The sequence below is a fragment of the Planctellipticum variicoloris genome, from assembly GCF_030622045.1.
Classification (GTDB): Bacteria; Planctomycetota; Planctomycetia; order Planctomycetales; family Planctomycetaceae; genus Planctellipticum; species Planctellipticum variicoloris.
The window spans coordinates 1,950,753-1,966,915 of record NZ_CP130886.1; the positions used below are offsets into that span (position 1 = coordinate 1,950,753).

The following is a 16,163-nucleotide window of genomic DNA, read 5'->3' on the forward strand; positions in this document are numbered from 1 at the left end:
CGACCGATGTTGCCGAGCCGAACATCCATGGCCGCTCTGCTGGTGGTTGCGCTCGTCGGAACGACAGCGCTCCCCCTGTTCGGCACCGATCCGGCTGATGCCGAAAATGCCGAGAATCTCTACTTGAAAGAGCGGGTTCGATCGCTGGAAAAGCGTCTGGCGAAACTCGAAAACCAGATGCGCCTGCTGGCTGACGGAGCCGTTTTTCCAGCGGGTGGATACCTTCCGGCCCCGGGGCTTGTTCCCCGACAACCATCACCCCAACGACCGTTGGAAGACGACCCGGCGGACAAGTACCGCGCCAAAATCATCCTGCTGAACGATCAGCGAGTCATTCCCAAGTCCCCCGAATCGCCCCGTCGTTGACGGTCGCAATCACATCTCAGCGTTCCGACGGTGCACTCCACTTCCCGTCCCAGCCGTTCTGCAGATCGGTGAGGAATCCGCGCCATTCCACGGTCGTCCGCGTGGCGGGAAAGGGCTGGGGGATCACTGGTTCGGGAGACGTCCAGACAATCCCGAACTGGCCGTCGGCTTGAATCCGGCCGATCCGTGCCGAGCGGATCAGATGTTGCGTCGCCGGATCGACGCGAACCGGCCCCTCCGGCGCCGACAGCCGCTGATTCTTGAGTGTCCTGCGAATTTCATTCGGCGCGTCGCTGCCCGCCTCCCGGACCGCCTGCGCCCAGAGTTTGACGCCGATGTACGCAGCTTCCATCGGATCGGTCACCAGTCGCTGAGCTCCGAATCGCCCCCGGAACGCCTCAAGAAACGCCGCGTTCTCTGGCGTGTCGATCGACTGAAAATAGTCCCACGCGGCGTAATCGCCGACCATGTCCCCGACGCGCAGGTGCCGCAGTTCTTCTTCACCCACGCTAAACGAGATTGTCGGCATCATCTCCGACGTCACACCCGCCTTGCGCAGCGCCCGGAAGAACGCCACATTGGTGTCCCCGTTGATCGTGTTGAGCAGTACGTCCGGCTTCGACGCGACGATCTGTGCCACGACCTCCTGAACCTCTGCCGTTCCGAGCGGCAGCCAGGCCTCGCCGACCAGCTCGCCGCCGAGCCCCTTCAGATGATCCTTGATGATCTCGCCGGCGGCCCGCGGAAACACGTAGTCGGATCCGACGTGAAAGAACCGCGTCTTCTTCAGATCCCGAGCGGCCCAGGTCACTGCGGGGAGGATCTGCTGATTCGGAGCGGCCCCCGTGTAGAAGACCTGCGGAGATTCCTCCAGACCCTCGTACTGCAGCGGATAAATCAGCAGATGACCGGCTTCTTCGATCAGCGGCACCACTCGCTTGCGGCTCGCAGACGTCCAGCAGCCGAAAATCGTCCCCAGCCCCTCGTTTTCAATCAGCCGGCGGGCCTCGCGGGCGAAGACTTCTTCGTCCGACTGGCCATCGGCCACCACCGCTTCCACCGGACGCCCCAGCAGACCGCCGGCGGCATTGATCTCTCCGATCGCCAGTTGCACGGCGTCGACGACCGGGGATTCGCTCGTCGCCATCGTCCCGCTGAGCGAGTGCAGCACCCCGACTCGCAGTGGCAGTCCCGTCGGAGCAACGACCGCGGCGCCTGCGCCTGCAGCTCCATTCACACCTGCCGCGGCTCCGTCGCCCCGCATGCGGTGCAGCCAGAGTCCCCCCGCCAGCAGCACGACGCAGGCCGACGCCGTGAGCAGCCAGGCGGTGGGGACGCTGCGAGCGGGCGACGCGACCGGCGTCGCCGGCAGGCCCAGCCGACTTCCGGCCCCGCTCGGCAGGAAGATCTGCCCGGCTCCCGACAGGGTCGCGATCACCGCTTCCAGATCGGCCAGAAGCTCATCGGCGGACTGGTAGCGATCTTCGGGCAGCTTCGCCGTCGCCTTCTGCACGATGGCGGCGCATGCGTCGGGCACCGACGGATTGATCGACCGCGGATTCGGAGGCGCCGAATGGCAGTGCGCGTACATGACCTGCATCGAACTCCCCGCCGACTGATACGGACTCTGTCCGGTCAGCAGGCTGAAGTAAGTCGCTCCCAGCGAATAGACGTCGCTGCGCGCATCGACCGGCCGTGACTGGCACTGCTCAGGACTCATGTAGTAGGGAGTGCCGACGACCCGTCCGGCCTGCGTGAGCTGCAGGTCGTGGACGCCTCCCTTGGCCAACCCGAAATCGGCCACTTTGACCACGCCGTCCGTCGACCGCAGCAGATTGGCCGGCTTGATGTCCCGGTGAATCAATCCCGCGGCATGAGCCGCCGCCACTCCGCGCGTCGCATCTGCCATCAGTTGCGTCGCTTCCAGCACGGGCAGCGCGCCGCGCTTCGAGATCTCGTCGGCGAGGTTCCCGCCGCCGACGTATTCCATCACCAGGTAGTTCGTCCCCTCGTCCTCGCCGATTTCGTAGATGCCGACCGTATGCGGGTGCGTCAGCTTCCCGGCGGCGCGGGCCTCAGCGACAAAGCGAGCCTTGATTTCCGGATCATTGGCAATTGCATCGGGCAGGATCTTGATCGCGACATCGCGTTCGATGACCGTGTCATGTCCGAGGCAGACGACCCCCATCCCCCCCGATCCGAGAAACTGCCGGATCTCGTACCTCCCCAGCCGACTCTTGAGAGTTGCTGGCGCAGAAGCCGACGTCGGCTGCCCCGCCCCTGCCCCAGCCGTCGACGTGTTCAATCCGGGCGCAATCAACGTCCGGCTGTTTTCCTCAGCCGACGGCAGTTCGGGCGTCCGAGGGCGAGGGAGGGGGTCGCTGGTCATTCCAGATCTCAATTCACGTGACGGATTTGGTCACATGAAGTATGGCACAGGAACCGAAATCGCGCGGAGTGGTTCCGCAAGGCCGCGGCAAACCCGTTTCGTGACAGTGTAAGTCTCTGATGAGACGTTAGTTGCGAGATCGAAGATTCTAGCAGATGCCATGTCTGGCGGGGAGTTTGTCCCCAGACAGCATTTCTGATGTCGCACGCTCTAGAACTTGTACCCCGCCGCGTTGGCGATCAGGGCCAGGCTGATGCCGCCGTAGCCGATCGCCGCCAGCACCAAAGCGCAGCGCCGCCACCAGGCAGGCCGGCATTCGGGAGGCAGGAAGCGGGTATTCACCCGCAGGATCTGGATCGCCGCCACGGCCATGATCGGACTGGCAACGATTCCCAGCACGGCGAATAGCTGCAGAACGCTCCCCAGGTGGATCGCAAACACCGCCCAGGCCGTCACGAGCAGGAGCAGCACGGCATAAATTCGACTCGCCGGCCACCTCTGAAACCGCGGTGATGCCCCCCACAGAATGTCGGCGGAAGTGCGAATCAAACAGTCGGTGTTGCCCAGGTGCGTCGAGAACAGAATCCAGAATCCGTTCAGCAGCGTCAGCAGCCACAACCCCTGCCAGACATGGTCGGACAGGTATTGAGCCTGGAACACCCCCAGTTCCTCCTTCTGAATCTGATTGCTGCCGACTATGGCCCGGGCCAGGTTCACGTTGAGAAACATGCCGACCGCGCAACCAATGCCCCACAGAAGCTGCTGGTCGATCCGCGAATACGCCCACCAGATGCGCCAGCGTTGCATGTTCTCAGGAGTGGGCGGAAAGACGGCGCCTGTGGGCTGCAGCTCCTGGTGCCCGTGCGCCAGGGCGCTGCCGATCCCTCCGGAAAGGGCGCCCATGCCGAAGCCTTTGTCGCGAAACCAGTTGGAAATGGCGAGATTCCCCAGCCCGCCCGACCCCGCCGTCGCCGCGAACAACCCCAGCAGCACAATGTTCATCCCCGCCGGCAGCGCGCGGAACTCAAAGAACCCCCGAATCGTGCTCCACCAGATCTCCGCAGGAACCACGAGGAGGTTGGCGATCAGCAGGAAGACAAAGATAAACCCGATCATCATCCACGACAGCCGCTCCAGCACCCGTTCGATGCTCTTGCCCGAGAGCAGAATGGCCACGCAGACGAGGATGACGCCAATGCCGATCCAGTTCATCGCCTGCGTATCCAGCGCTCCCTGAACGGTGGAGGCATTGGCAGGCATCCGCCGCGCATAGGCCGAGAACAGCACCGTGGCGCAGCCCGCCGCAATGGCCGGCGTTGCAAGCTGGGCCGCCCCGATCGCCAGGTAGAACGGCGCCCAGAGCGCGGGGCCGGGCTTGAGCCGCATGACGCCGGTCAGGATCGGCTCGCCCGTGTAGAGCGTGTACCGCACCGCTTCGAGATTAAACAGCGATTGCAGAATGATCGCGATCGTCGCAATCCACAGAATCCCCGGCCCGTAATTGACCGCCATCAGCGGTCCCACAATCCACTCCCCGCCTCCGATCGAACCGGCCAACAGGATCGCCCCCGGGCCGATCGTTTTCAGCGTGTTTCGAAACGTCAGAGGCAGCGGCTCCGGCAGGTCGGCGACGCGCCACGGAGGAAGGCAGCCGTGATCGGCCCCGGGAGCACCGGCGGAAGAGTCCGTCATCAGGTTGTCACTTCGCTGGAGGTCATTCAGAGGGGGAGTGCGGACCTACCCAGGCTCAACGGGCCTCGGTCGCCTGCATGAGGCCCCGAATATACCCCCACGCGAACAGCCGGCCCAGCATGGTGTAGCCCGGTTCTCCCTCTTCGCCGACATATTGCGGCACATGATCGGGCCGCAGCGTCCCGGCGAAGCCGATTTCGCGATACGCCCGCATCGCCGCAGCCATGTCGGTCGGGCCATTGTCGTGAAAGGTCTCGCGGAAGTCTTCGGGCGTCCCCGCCACGTCGCGGAAGTGAACGTACTTGATGTGCGGCCCCAAGCGCCGGATCGCCGCCGGAATGTCGACGTTCATCGTCGCAAACGAGCCCTGACAGAAACAGATCCCGTTTCGCGGGCTCGGCGCAAGACCGATCAGCCGCTCGAAACTCTCGACCGAGTTCATGATCCGCGCCCGACCCAGCAGTTCCGGCAGCGGGGGATCATCGGGATGCATCGCCAGATCCACCCCCGCCCGCTCCGCCACTGGCAGCAGCTCGTTCAGAAAACGTTCCAGGTTCCCCCAGAGCTGCTCCGCCGTCACCCGACCGGCCGCAGTGACAGTCGTCGACGAATTGAGTGAGACCGCCTGCTCGACCTCCTTCAGCCGGAAGGCCGTGACCCGCGCGCCCCCCCGCTCCGGCGCATCCATCTGCGTGCGGACCCAGTCAGTCCCCGCCATGAAGTTGTAGCAGAGCAGGTTGACCCCCGCGTCACCCATCTCCTTGAGAAGGTCTTTCATCGCGGCCAGGTCGGTCCCGTCGTCGGTCCCCACCTTCAGTCGCTCGATCGGCAGGTACCCTTCGACCACCGGCACGGTCAGTCCAAACGCCTCGGCCTGTCGCTGAATCGTCCGCAACCCGCGCGCCCTCAGATCGGTATACCGCGCGACCAGATCGGTCACGCCGCATTGCGCCGCCAGTTGCAGATTCTCATCGGTGACCGGCGTCAACACCGTTCCGAGACGCATGAAAACTCCTCAGAGCGCGAGCGAAAAACAGGAGTCGCCCCAGCGCATCGCGCCACGAGACCGACCATTGCGGCGCAGTATGGAGCATTCGCAACGCTTCGGCCAGCGATTCATCGCCCTGACGACGCAACCCACCCCCTCGCGCCTTCCCGCTCAGTCGGCTGACGGAGATTCCTTGGCCGGTGTCGGCGCGAGCCATTCCGGTTCCAGAAACTCCTTCCGGATTCGCTCCTTGTCCGCCGTTAGAAACGGGCCGTGGTCCCGAGTCCAGTACTCGTAGAGCCTGGCCCGCAAGGCGGCATCCGTGATCTTAAAAACGCCCGCTTTCTCCTGCGCTTCCATCCAGCGTCGCATGGCGTCAAACGCTTCCAGGCCTGCCTGCTGCCAAAGAATTCGACCTTCGCCGTAGTTCTCGTACAAGTGCTTCTGCAACTTCCAGTTGTTGAGCGCGAACCGGGCGAAACCGTCGTCGGAAGGGAGCCGGAGCTGGCTTCTCAGGCGGCGGTGATCCATTTCCAGCTTTTGCTGGTCTTCCTCTGGCAGTCCAGGAGTCGCAAGCTGCGTCTCGATCGTCCGCATCTGCTCGCGGAGCTTCGCCTCGCCCCCGGCCGCCTCAAGGCGCTCGCGATGCTTGCGGTCGAAGTACTCCCCGGCCACCTGGATTTCCGCCTCCGTCGGCGCAATCTCGGCCTGGTGCGTCTCGCGATACCGCTCCAGAGCCGCCCCCAGAAAGACGTTGTGCAGCGTCGCGTCGGTGACTTCATCGCGAAAGACCGGCTTGCCGCCGACTTCGCCAATCTGTTCTCGCTTGATCGGCGGCGGCCCGGTCACCGCGACTTTCACCCCGAAAACCTCCGGCATGAGCACGATTGTCCCCAGGTCATTCCCGCCAGGGGCGATCACTCGCTTGAACTGCCCCTGCGGCCAGTGCCGCACGTAACCCGCCCGCTCGTGCCAGACACGGAACTCCCATTCGCCCGGCGGCAGCTCCGGCAGCGTGAACGAGCCGTCCGCCTGACTCACCGCCACGTACGGATTGCCGTGAATCATCAGTAAGCCGCCGGCCCAGGGACCCAGGTCCGAGCGAAAACGACTCGGGTACGGCTCTGCCGCCCGGAAGCTGATCGGCGGCGGTTGCTCGTCCGACTTGGCCGGCAACAGCATGTTCACCGGGCTGTTGAGCGCCCGCGAGAACTCCGCATGAAAGTTGAACGGCACCGGATCGAGGTTCTCGACGACCACCGGCTGCCCGACCGTCGCGACAGTCATCCGCGGCGAGAAGTGGCCGTCCTGCAGCCGGATCGTCACCGGCCGCTGCGCCAGATCCGCTGGCGGCGTCCAGGGAACGTCTTTGCTCGTGACCCAGACCACGACGTTGGCGACGCCGCCCGATTTGTCGACCAGCAGCGACGAATCCAGCGTGCTCGGCCGGATGTTGTGCTTCAGAAAGTTCCGATAGGTCGCTTCGACGCCGGAAAACCGACCATCCGGCCCAAGCGGCTGCCGCTGAGTGACGTCGATCTCCGCGAACTGCGGCCACGCGTCCTTGCGAGGCGGAGCTTCGCCCTCGTAGACAAACCGACCGGTGAGGGTCGCCCGAGGCGGGGCGGCCGGGCGGTCTGACGGATTCTTCGCGTCGTCGATGGCAGCCGTTTGAGTCTGCACCGTCAACGTCACCTCCCCCGATTCCGGCTTTGGCTCATCGGCCGCTCGGATCCGCTCCGAACCATTCGCCGCGCGAACTCGCAATCGCAACGTCTGCCCCGGTTTCGCATCGAGAATCCGGCCGACCGGTTTGTCGACTTCCCCCCCAATCCCGATCTCAAACGGCACGCGCAGCGCGTACGCTTCCCCCGCCTCAAGCCCACTTTTGATGGCGCCGGCAATCCATTGCGGCCCCGACCACTCTTCATGCCCGTTCCGCACGGCAACCCTGGCTCCCGTCTGATCGATCACCGTGAAATCTTCAATCACCGGCCACGTGATGTTCATGAACGTCAGGTCGTCAATCGCCTTCCGCCCCTCGTTCCGGACGAACAGCCGTAATTGCACGCGATCGCCAATCTGGTACTGCGCCTTCCGCGGCGACAGAAACAGGCCCAGCGACAAGCCATCGGCATCTGGCTTGCCCCACGCCACCTGCTCCGGATCGATCTTTTCCTCGCCGAGCACCGTGTGACGGATCGAAAAACCGACCGTCCCGGCCCGCTCCAGCGCCGGCATGATCAGCCGGATCGACCACAGCCGGCTCGTCGTGAAAGCGTCCGACTGGACGCCGGTCAGCACTTCGAGTTTCGCCCCCTCAGGCAGCCGGCGAGACTTCGCGACGGCCTTGAAGGCCGCGAACTCCCGCTCGCTGACGTCCTTTGCGTCCCGCTTCCAGTCGCTCCGCTGAATCGCCGCGACGACTTCCTCTTCGGTCAGCGGCGGCTGCTCCTGGCCGCGACCTCGCTGCTTGTTTTCCACATTGAAGTCGCGCACGGCGTCGACCAGCGAAACGCTTTGATCGGCAGCGGGTTTTTCTCCGGCGTCGAGCACCCGTTCGACAACCGTAATTTTCTGCTCCCCCGTCGACAACTCGCCAATCCACTCGCTTTTCCCCGGCACGTAGCGATGACGTTCGTTGTCGAGGTTTCCGAAGCGAATTGTGCACCGCATCGTGTGATGCCCCGGGACCGCCTTGACCGAATATCCGAGTCGCCGTTTCGCCGGGTCAACCGGGGCGGAAGTCAGATTCACCGCGGGCATCGTCAGAAGCTGACGCTCGCCCGGCTTCAGCCGCCAGTAGCTGCGAATGTGCAGAGTCGAAGCGTGCAAGTTTTCAATGTCGACCGGTCGTCCATGCTGGTCGAGCATTTCCAGGCCGCGGGCCATCTCCTGCCCGACGACATATCCGCTGAGCTTGATCTCGCGGTCGCTGACATTCTCCACCACCACCAGATACTGCAATTCGTCCCCCGACAGCGCCGTGATGTGCGTTGGCAATGGCTTGTCGGTCGGCAATTGCTGCCACTTGCTCCAGTCAATACCGTCACTCGGCACCAGCCCCAGCCGCAGACCGTCGAGCGGCGGACCCCACAAGGCCTCGGGAATCTTCGCCTTCAACCCCGGCTGCAGATACGTAACCGACTCGTACGCCGAGTCGGCCACGGCGTCGTTGGTCGCGTCAATTGCCGCTTCGGCCGCGGCGACAATCTCACGCATCCTGGCGGCGACATCGGTCAATTCGGGCCTGCGAAACGCTTCGGCCTCATCGCGCAGCGCCTCGCGAACTCTCCCCAGCGACTCGATGCGCTCGAACCGCCGTGGATCTTGCTCCGTGTACCGGACCGCCGACCCGGCGACGGGATCTCCCGCGTCGGGGCCGGTGGTCTCGACAATCAGTTCCGGTTCGATCAATCGCCACGCCCGGCGGATCAGTTCCGGTTCGCCCGTACGGAACATCAACGTCAGCCGGTAGCGCGGATCGCCGCCGGTCGCTCCCGGTTTCAACTGCTCGCGGAACAGCTCCTCCAGATTCAACAGCTCGAACGGATCCCCCTCGATCGGCCCGTACATCCGCTCGTGCTGCCAGGTTCCATCGGGCCGGTGGTTGATGTAGAAGTGGCCGCTCCCGGCCGGATATTTCAGCCAGATGTTCTCAGCCAGGGGCATCAGGAACACGTTCTTCGGCCGCCGCCAGGGCTCGGCAGGGTCCGAGCCGGGAACCAGCAGCTCGGGCGTCTGCTGCTCGGGCGACAGCCGCGTCGCCTCCGAATAGTGCCGCACGGCCGCCCGGGAAAGATCGAGCCCGCGCACGTCTTCCGGTCGGGGGCGAGGGAAGTCGGCCGTTGCCTGGACTGTCTCCACCGACACCTTCACGTCACTTTCAGTCCCGGGTTCCAGACTCACCCCCTGGAACGTCACCCAGTGCCGATACGGCCGCAGCCGGTATTCGAAGCGGGCGAGTTGTTTGCCGGCGGGGAGAGGTTGGGCCAGACCCCATTCCGTTTCAACCGGGCTGTCGTCGACGCTGCCCTGGCTGATCCAGTTCGTGACCCAGTGCTCTCCGCCTTCGGTGTCGATCCCGCGAATCTCGAACGCATACAGGCGATCGCGCCGGACGGGCTGACTGAGGACTAACGCCAGTCTTTGTGAATCCTTCTCGCTCGGTCCTACGCGCTGCAGTTGAACTCGTGCGTAGCTCGCCGGATACAGATCTCCCGGCGTCAGAGGATTGAGCACCTCCCCCGTCGGGCTCACCTGCAGCCACTTCCCCCACGGTTCCGTGGTCAACCCGACCCGGACTTCGTCCGCCGGCGGATCAAACTTGGCGCCAGGGAACTTCGACTCATCGCGAAGTCGTCCCGAGATCCGCACACGATACGGTTCCCTGACCGGATCGTGCGAATAGCTGGCTCCGTTGGTGGGAAGCGCGTAACTGAACGACGGCAGAGTCTTCAATCCTTGAAACTCAAACATAAAATCACGGGCATTCGCATCCACCGGGACATCGGCGGGTTTTGACCTCCCGTCCACCGAATTGCCCGGACCGCGGCTGTACAGGACCATCCCCGTCGGCCACTCCGGCACATCCTCGAGGGGCAATCCATCCGGCCTCCAGCCCTCTTTCGCCGGAGCCGTGTTCTTCGTAATTCCCACGAACGACACCTTCACCCCGTCCGGCAGCGTCGCGGAGTAGCGCCCCGGCTTCGGCGCCGGCAGCGATTCCGTCGAAACCTTCACCTCCGTCTTTTGCCCCGGCTCCAGCGAAACATTCTCGAACGTCGCCCAGTGCCGATACGGCTTGACACGGGATTCGAAGCGGGCAATCCGGTTCCGCGGAAGCCTGAACGTGAAGTGCCGCTCTCCGGACCGGGTAACGGACTCCGACGAACGGCGATGCTTCTCGCCGTCGACATCCACGGCGTGCAACTCCCACGCGGCCTCCTTAAACAGGTTGTTGGACGCCTTGCCGTCCAGGATCAGCTCGGTCTGGCCGTCGACCTCTTCGACGCGCAACGGAACGATCCGGTCATAGAACGGCTGCAGATCGGCGGGAAGTTCCGCTGGCTGTCGGGTTCCGGTGATATCGATCTCCACCGTCGGACCATACGGTTCGGTCGTCAGGCCCACGCGGACGGAGGTCGTGTCGGACTTGAACGGACCGGCCCCATGCTCGCCAACCCACAATCCGTTCGAATACGACGATCCGGTCGCGGCCGACACAGGGCCGTAGTCGGTGGTGACGGCGTGCTCGCGCGGCAGGCCGCGAATGTGAATCAGAAACTCCCGGCACCGCGGCTGCTCGGGACTGCCGGACATGACTGAAAAGCCACCCTCCAGCGTCGGCCGCGGCTCCAGCGGACGGCCATCCGGCTTCCACCACGGTTTGTCCTTGGACGGATGAGAACTGACGCCAACCAGTTCGACGGCAATGTCGCCGGGGAGTTTGGCGATCACCGGTTCCGGCAACGACTCGACTGAGACCTTCACCTCAGTCTTCCGTCCCGGCTCCAGCGAGATGTTCTCGAACGTCACAAAGTGCCGGTATGGCTGCAGGCGGTATTCAAAATGGTCAATCCGATCAGGCAACAGCCCCGTAAATCCCCACCTCCACTCCCCGACGCGGACTCCGTACGAGTTGGGCTGGTGTCTCTGGCCGTCCAGATCAATGGCCACGAGATCGACTCGAGCAACGTCGCTGATCTGCTGATCCTTCTCGCCGTTGTTTTGCACGACCAAGTCAGTTGATCCCCCGAAGGTCGCCACTTGCTTTGGTACGAACCGGGCATAGATTGCCTTCAATTCGTTCGGAATCTCAGCGCCGCCGACCGGAATCCCGTTCTTGTCAATCGTCAGCGTGGGGCCGAATGGGTCCGTGGCCACTCGAACTTTCACTGTCGTCGTCTGTGACTGGAAAGGCCCTGCGGCATGCTCGTGCCGTCGCAGCCCCTCAAAATCAAACGTCGCTCCTCCTCCCGATGCCAAAAACTCAGTCGCTAGAGACTGCTCTGGCGTCAGTCCACGAACCTCGATCAGGAACCCGCGATACCGGTCCGAGGCAGGGATCATTTCGCCGCCGCCTCTCCGAAGACCCCGTGGCCTCTCGATCGGACTGCCATCCGCTTTCCACCAGGTCTTGTCCTTCGATGGATGAAAGCTGACGCCCACCAGTTCGACCGTAATGTCGCCCGGAAGCATGGCAATCACTGGTGTCGATGGTCGTTCGCCGTCATCCACCGCCGCCCGATGCCAGACCAGCCCCAGAACCAGCGCGAAACCGACACCCGCCAGACTCACCAGCGCCGCCGGCCAGCGATCCGTAAAGCGGGCCGCAGCCCGGTCGCCCCCAAACAACCGCCGCACGCGCGACAACAGCACCCCATCCGCCATCCCGAGCGCCAGCACCGAGCTCGTCCCGCGCAGTTCTTCCACCGCCAGCAGCGCCCGGCCGTACTCGACGCGGTTCCCCAGCAGCCCCACCACCAGGTCGTCGCAGCAGTGCTCGCGCTCGACCCGGATCTGCCGCGACAGCCACCAGACCGCGGGATGATAAAAGCAGAGCGTCTCCACCAGCGTCTGCAGCAGATTCACCACGAAATCGTGTCGACGGACATGCGCCAGCTCATGCGCCAGGATCGCCTCCAGTTGTGCAATCGGCAGGCCGGTCGCCAGCCCGACCGGCAGCAGAATCGCCGGGCGGAAATAGCCGACCAGCACCGGCGTCTGCACCAGCTTCGATTGCAGAACCTGCACGACTCGCCGCAGGCCAAGCTGCCCGGCGACGCGCCGCAGCGCCGCGGAGATTTCTTCGCCGACCGGCGAGACTCCCACACGCCGCAATCGACACAGCGCATGCCAGCCCATGAGCGGCCGAAGGGAGCAGAGGACGACCCCCAGGCTCCACCCCACCACAATCCACGCCAGCCACGGCCGGAGCGTCAGCTCAACCGATTCCGCCCAGGTCAGCGGGGGCGGAGCCGCAACCGGGACTTCAGGAATTGCTCGCGACGCCGGTGTCGCAGGAAGTTCCTCGGCCGGGAGATTGACGGCCAGTGCAGCGTCGGCGGGCTCGCCGCCGAGAGCATTCATCCGAGCTGCCACAGGAGCAGCGTCGGTCGCGATTGGAGCTTCGGCCACGTCCGGCGCAACCTCCGCGATCGCCACTCCCTCCGGCTGCAAAAACCACGTGACCACCGGGCCGACGACGATGGCCGCCATCGCCCCGACCAGAACCGTATAGCGGGCCGCAGCCCGACTGCGACCGAGCAGACGCACGACAATCGCGGCGACGAAAGCAATCAGCGTGAACTGCCACAGTGAGTGAACCAGCACCCAGCCGAGACGTTCGACGAGGACATCGGAAGCCAGTTCTCGAATCGATAGAAGCGGGTTCATACCTGGCCCTCCATCTCATCGAGCAGCTTGCGGACTTCGGCGATCTCTTCTTTCGAAGCTTTCCCGCCAGCGAGGGCCTGCAGCACCAGGCTCATCGACGAGCCGTCGTAGACTTTGTCGATCAGCTCGCGCAGAAACGTCTTCGCCGCCTTCTGCCGGGTCAGCACCGACCGGTAAAGGTGCGGCGTGACTTTTTCGTTCCGGGCCACCAGCCCCTTCTGCAACATCACCGACAGCATCTTGACGGTGGTGGAATAGTTCGTTCCCTTGGCCTCGGCGAGCCGCGTGTGAATCTCGCGGACGGGGCAGGGCTCCAGCTCCCACAGAATTCGCAGGATTTCCAGCTCGACCGCCGTCGGCTGAGTCGACCCGAGTTCGCGCATGACCTGACCTCCTGCAGCGGGAAAAACGTGCGAAATTACTGCCAACAGTTCTGAAGCAGTCCGCCTTTGAGTCTTGTCCCCTCTCCCGCTGTCTTCAGTGGGAGAGGGCCAGGGTGAGGGTCTTCGAAGATGTCGGAGTGTCCCCCACGGAGTAATGACGACACGCCTCACATCCGTAGTCAGCGATCTAGCGAAGGTTTTCGCTACGCTCAGTCTAGCGAAAGCTTTCGCTAAGGCAATCGCAATTCGGCCGGCTTCCAGTTTTCTGCCGAGTTCTGCCGCGCGCCCGCAGGACCCCGACTCGCTTGCCTGAAACCGGGCCAAGCTGCGAGACTCACCCCACCCTCCGACTGACGCCCGTTCCTCGTGGATTCCGACACACTGTGACTTCGCCCGAACCGTTCGTCGACGCCATTCGCATCCGCGGCGCGCGAATGCACAATCTGCAGAACATCGACGTCGATCTCCCGCGGGGAAAACTGATCGTCGTTTCGGGCGTCAGCGGCAGCGGGAAAAGCTCGCTGGTCATGGAGACGCTCCTCGCCGAAGGCCGCCGGCGGTATCTGGCCTGTCTGTCGAGCAGCGCCGGCGGACTGCTGCAGGAACTTCCCGCCCCCGACGTCGATCAGATCGACGGCCTCCCCCCCGTCCTGGGGCTCGGACAGCACCTCGGCAAGGCCGGTCGACGGAGCACGGCCGGCACGGTCCTGGATGTCTACGACCCGCTCCGGATTCTGTTCGCCCGGTTCGGAACGTTGTATTGCCCGAAATGCCAGACTCCGGTGACTTCGCAGTCGCAGGGGGCGATCGTCGAGCGGCTGCTGCAGCTCCCCGACCGCACGAAGCTGCTCATCCTCGCGCCGATCGCTCGCAAACAGCGCGGCTCGCATCTGGAAACGCTGCAGCGCATCGCCCGCGAAGGCTATGTGCGGGCAAGAATCGATGGCGAGATCGTTGATGTTTCTGTTCCCCCGGAGCTCGATGCCCAACGGACGCACGACATCGAAATCGTGGTCGATCGGCTGATGCTCAAGGAGGGGCTCCGCCCGCGACTGGAGGAATCGCTCGACGTCGCGCTGCAGCTCGGCCGGCAAACCTGCCTGGTCAGCGTCGAAACCGCCGACGGCTGGCAAGACCGCCTGATCAGCAGCCAGCTCCACTGCGCAACCTGCGAGCAAAGCTATCCCCCGCTGGAGTCGCGGCTCTTCAGCTTCCGCTCGGCCTACGGAGCCTGTCCCGACTGCCACGGACTCGGCGAACAGTCTTCCGAGGACGGCGAACTCCCGACGCTGTGTCCAACCTGCCGAGGCGGCCGGCTCGGAGTCCTGGGAACCGCAGTGCGGATTGGCGGGCGATCGCTGCCGGAATTGTGCCTGCTGCCGCTGTCCGAAGCCCACGAGCTGCTCGCAACGTGGCAGGCCTCATCTGCCCCGGAGGGGATCGACGCTCCCGGCTGGACGACCGCGGCCGCGCAACTCCTCCCTGAAGTCACGCGACGTCTCGGCGAGCTGATCCATCTGGGACTCGACTACGTGACGCTGCACCGCGCAGCGGACACGCTGTCGCGGGGAGAACTCCAGCGCGTCCGCCTCGCCGGCTGTCTGGCGACGGACCTCGCCGACGTCTGCTACGTCCTCGACGAACCAACCTCCGGCCTGCATCCGCTTGATCTCCATCGCCTCTCGGAATCGCTCAACCGGCTCCGGGAGCAGGGAAACACCGTCGTCCTGGTGGAGCACGTACTCTCCCTGACAGCCGCAGCGGATCACGTGATCGACCTGGGCCCCGGCGCCGGACGCGAAGGGGGCCACGTCGTCGCCGCCGGCACGCCCGCCGAACTATCCGCCAACCCCGCCTCCCCAACCGGACAGGCGCTGGCCCGCCGACAGCAACTCCACCTCGCCCCCCCGGAGCCACGGCCGCCAAGCCCAGCTCTGAAAATCCGCAACGCCACCCGTCACAACCTGCAACAAGTCAATGTCGACCTCCCGCTCGGCCAGCTCGTCTGCACCACCGGACCAAGCGGTTCAGGAAAATCCACCCTGATCCGCGACCTCCTGGTCCCAACCCTCCAGCAGAAACTAGGCGCACGCAGCTCCGCCGCAGCGCCACTCTGCGAACTCGAGGGCTGGGAAACCCTACAACGCGTCATCTGCGTCGATCAGTCGCCGCTGGGACGAACGTCCCGATCAACCCCCGCCACCGCCGCCGGCCTCTGGGAACCGATCCGCCGACTCTACAGCCGCACCCGCGAAGCCCGACTCCGCGGCTTCGGGCCGCAACGGTTCAGCTTCCTGCATCCGGACGGACGCTGCCCGGAGTGCCGCGGCCAGGGCGTCGTCGAACTTGACGCCGCACTCGCCCACGACTGGTCAACCCCCTGCCCCGCCTGTCGCGGCCGAAGATTCCACCCCCAAACGCTCAGCGTCCTGTTCAAAGGCAAATCGGTCGCCGACGTGCTCGAAATGACCATGCGCGAAGCCGCCGACTTCTTCGCCAGCTTCGAACGCCTCTCCCGACCCCTGCAGATGTTCTGCAATCTCGGACTGGGCTATCTGATCCTCGGCCAATCCGCGGCAACCCTCTCCGGCGGCGAAGCCCAACGCGTCAAACTCGTGACCGAACTCGCCACGCGAGCCAGCGCCGCAACCACGCTGTTCGTCCTCGACGAACCCACCGCCGGCCTGCACGCCCTCGACGTCGATCGACTCGTCGACGTCCTCAACCGACTCGTCCAGTCGGGACATTCAGTCGTCGCGATCGAACACAGCCTGGAACTGATCCGCCGCGCGCAGACCGTCATCGATCTCGGGCCGGGCTCCGGCAGTCGCGGCGGAACCATCGTCGCGGTCGGCTCCCCGTGGGACGTGGCTCACCAGCCTGACAGTCCCACGGGACGCGCACTCCGCAATGAATTATTCCGCACATGACCTGCCGCGGGCGGTTT

7 protein-coding genes are annotated in these 16,163 nt (G+C 64.6%); 2 read left to right on the forward strand and 5 right to left on the reverse strand.

Annotated elements, in window-relative coordinates; all coding sequences use genetic code 11:
- Window positions 1-6 precede the first annotated feature (6 nt).
- The gene (locus tag SH412_RS07740; protein ID WP_336522935.1) at window positions 7-366 is read left to right on the forward strand and encodes a hypothetical protein; all 360 of its coding nucleotides are present in this window, start codon (window positions 7-9) and stop codon (window positions 364-366) included.
- Between the two features lie 16 nt (window positions 367-382).
- Here the strand turns inward: SH412_RS07740 and SH412_RS07745 are convergent, their stop codons facing one another.
- The 5 genes from SH412_RS07745 to SH412_RS07765 all read right to left on the reverse strand — a co-directional run bounded on the left by SH412_RS07745 (window position 383) and on the right by SH412_RS07765 (window position 13,216).
- A complete protein-coding gene (locus tag SH412_RS07745; protein WP_336522936.1) occupies window positions 383-2,755 on the reverse strand; it encodes a transporter substrate-binding protein in 2,373 nt (790 codons plus the stop codon).
- A 210-nt stretch (window positions 2,756-2,965) separates the two neighbouring features.
- Window positions 2,966-4,447 carry an Nramp family divalent metal transporter gene (locus SH412_RS07750; RefSeq protein WP_336522937.1) on the reverse strand — a complete coding sequence of 494 codons (1,482 nt, stop codon included), beginning with the start codon at window positions 4,445-4,447 and terminating at the stop codon, window positions 2,966-2,968.
- 55 nt (window positions 4,448-4,502) lie between these two features.
- Window positions 4,503-5,453: a mannonate dehydratase gene (locus tag SH412_RS07755; RefSeq protein ID WP_336522938.1), complete on the reverse strand. Its 951-nt coding sequence runs from the start codon at window positions 5,451-5,453 to the stop codon at window positions 4,503-4,505.
- A 153-nt stretch (window positions 5,454-5,606) separates the two neighbouring features.
- Window positions 5,607-12,833, reverse strand: coding sequence for a M56 family metallopeptidase (locus SH412_RS07760; RefSeq protein ID WP_336522939.1), 7,227 nt, complete (start codon window positions 12,831-12,833; stop codon window positions 5,607-5,609).
- Window positions 12,830-13,216 (reverse strand): BlaI/MecI/CopY family transcriptional regulator, encoded by a 387-nt coding sequence (locus SH412_RS07765; RefSeq protein ID WP_336522940.1) that lies wholly within the window; start codon window positions 13,214-13,216, stop codon window positions 12,830-12,832. Before SH412_RS07765 ends, SH412_RS07760 begins: the two co-directional genes overlap by 4 nt.
- Window positions 13,217-13,599: 383 nt before the next feature.
- Here SH412_RS07765 and SH412_RS07770 point away from each other — a divergent pair, with 383 nt between their 5' ends.
- Window positions 13,600-16,146, forward strand: a complete 2,547-nt coding sequence (locus SH412_RS07770) for an excinuclease ABC subunit UvrA (protein ID WP_336522941.1) — start codon at window positions 13,600-13,602, stop codon at window positions 16,144-16,146.
- The last annotated feature ends 17 nt before the right edge of the window (window positions 16,147-16,163 follow it).

Coding starts and splice junctions, on each gene's coding strand:
- SH412_RS07740 (WP_336522935.1), top strand. CDS start 7: ATGTTGCCGAGCCGAACATCCATGGCCGCTCTGCTGGTGGTTGCGCTC.
- SH412_RS07745 (WP_336522936.1), bottom strand. CDS start 2,755: ATGACCAGCGACCCCCTCCCTCGCCCTCGGACGCCCGAACTGCCGTCG.
- SH412_RS07750 (WP_336522937.1), bottom strand. CDS start 4,447: ATGACGGACTCTTCCGCCGGTGCTCCCGGGGCCGATCACGGCTGCCTT.
- SH412_RS07755 (WP_336522938.1), bottom strand. CDS start 5,453: ATGCGTCTCGGAACGGTGTTGACGCCGGTCACCGATGAGAATCTGCAA.
- SH412_RS07760 (WP_336522939.1), bottom strand. CDS start 12,833: ATGAACCCGCTTCTATCGATTCGAGAACTGGCTTCCGATGTCCTCGTC.
- SH412_RS07765 (WP_336522940.1), bottom strand. CDS start 13,216: ATGCGCGAACTCGGGTCGACTCAGCCGACGGCGGTCGAGCTGGAAATC.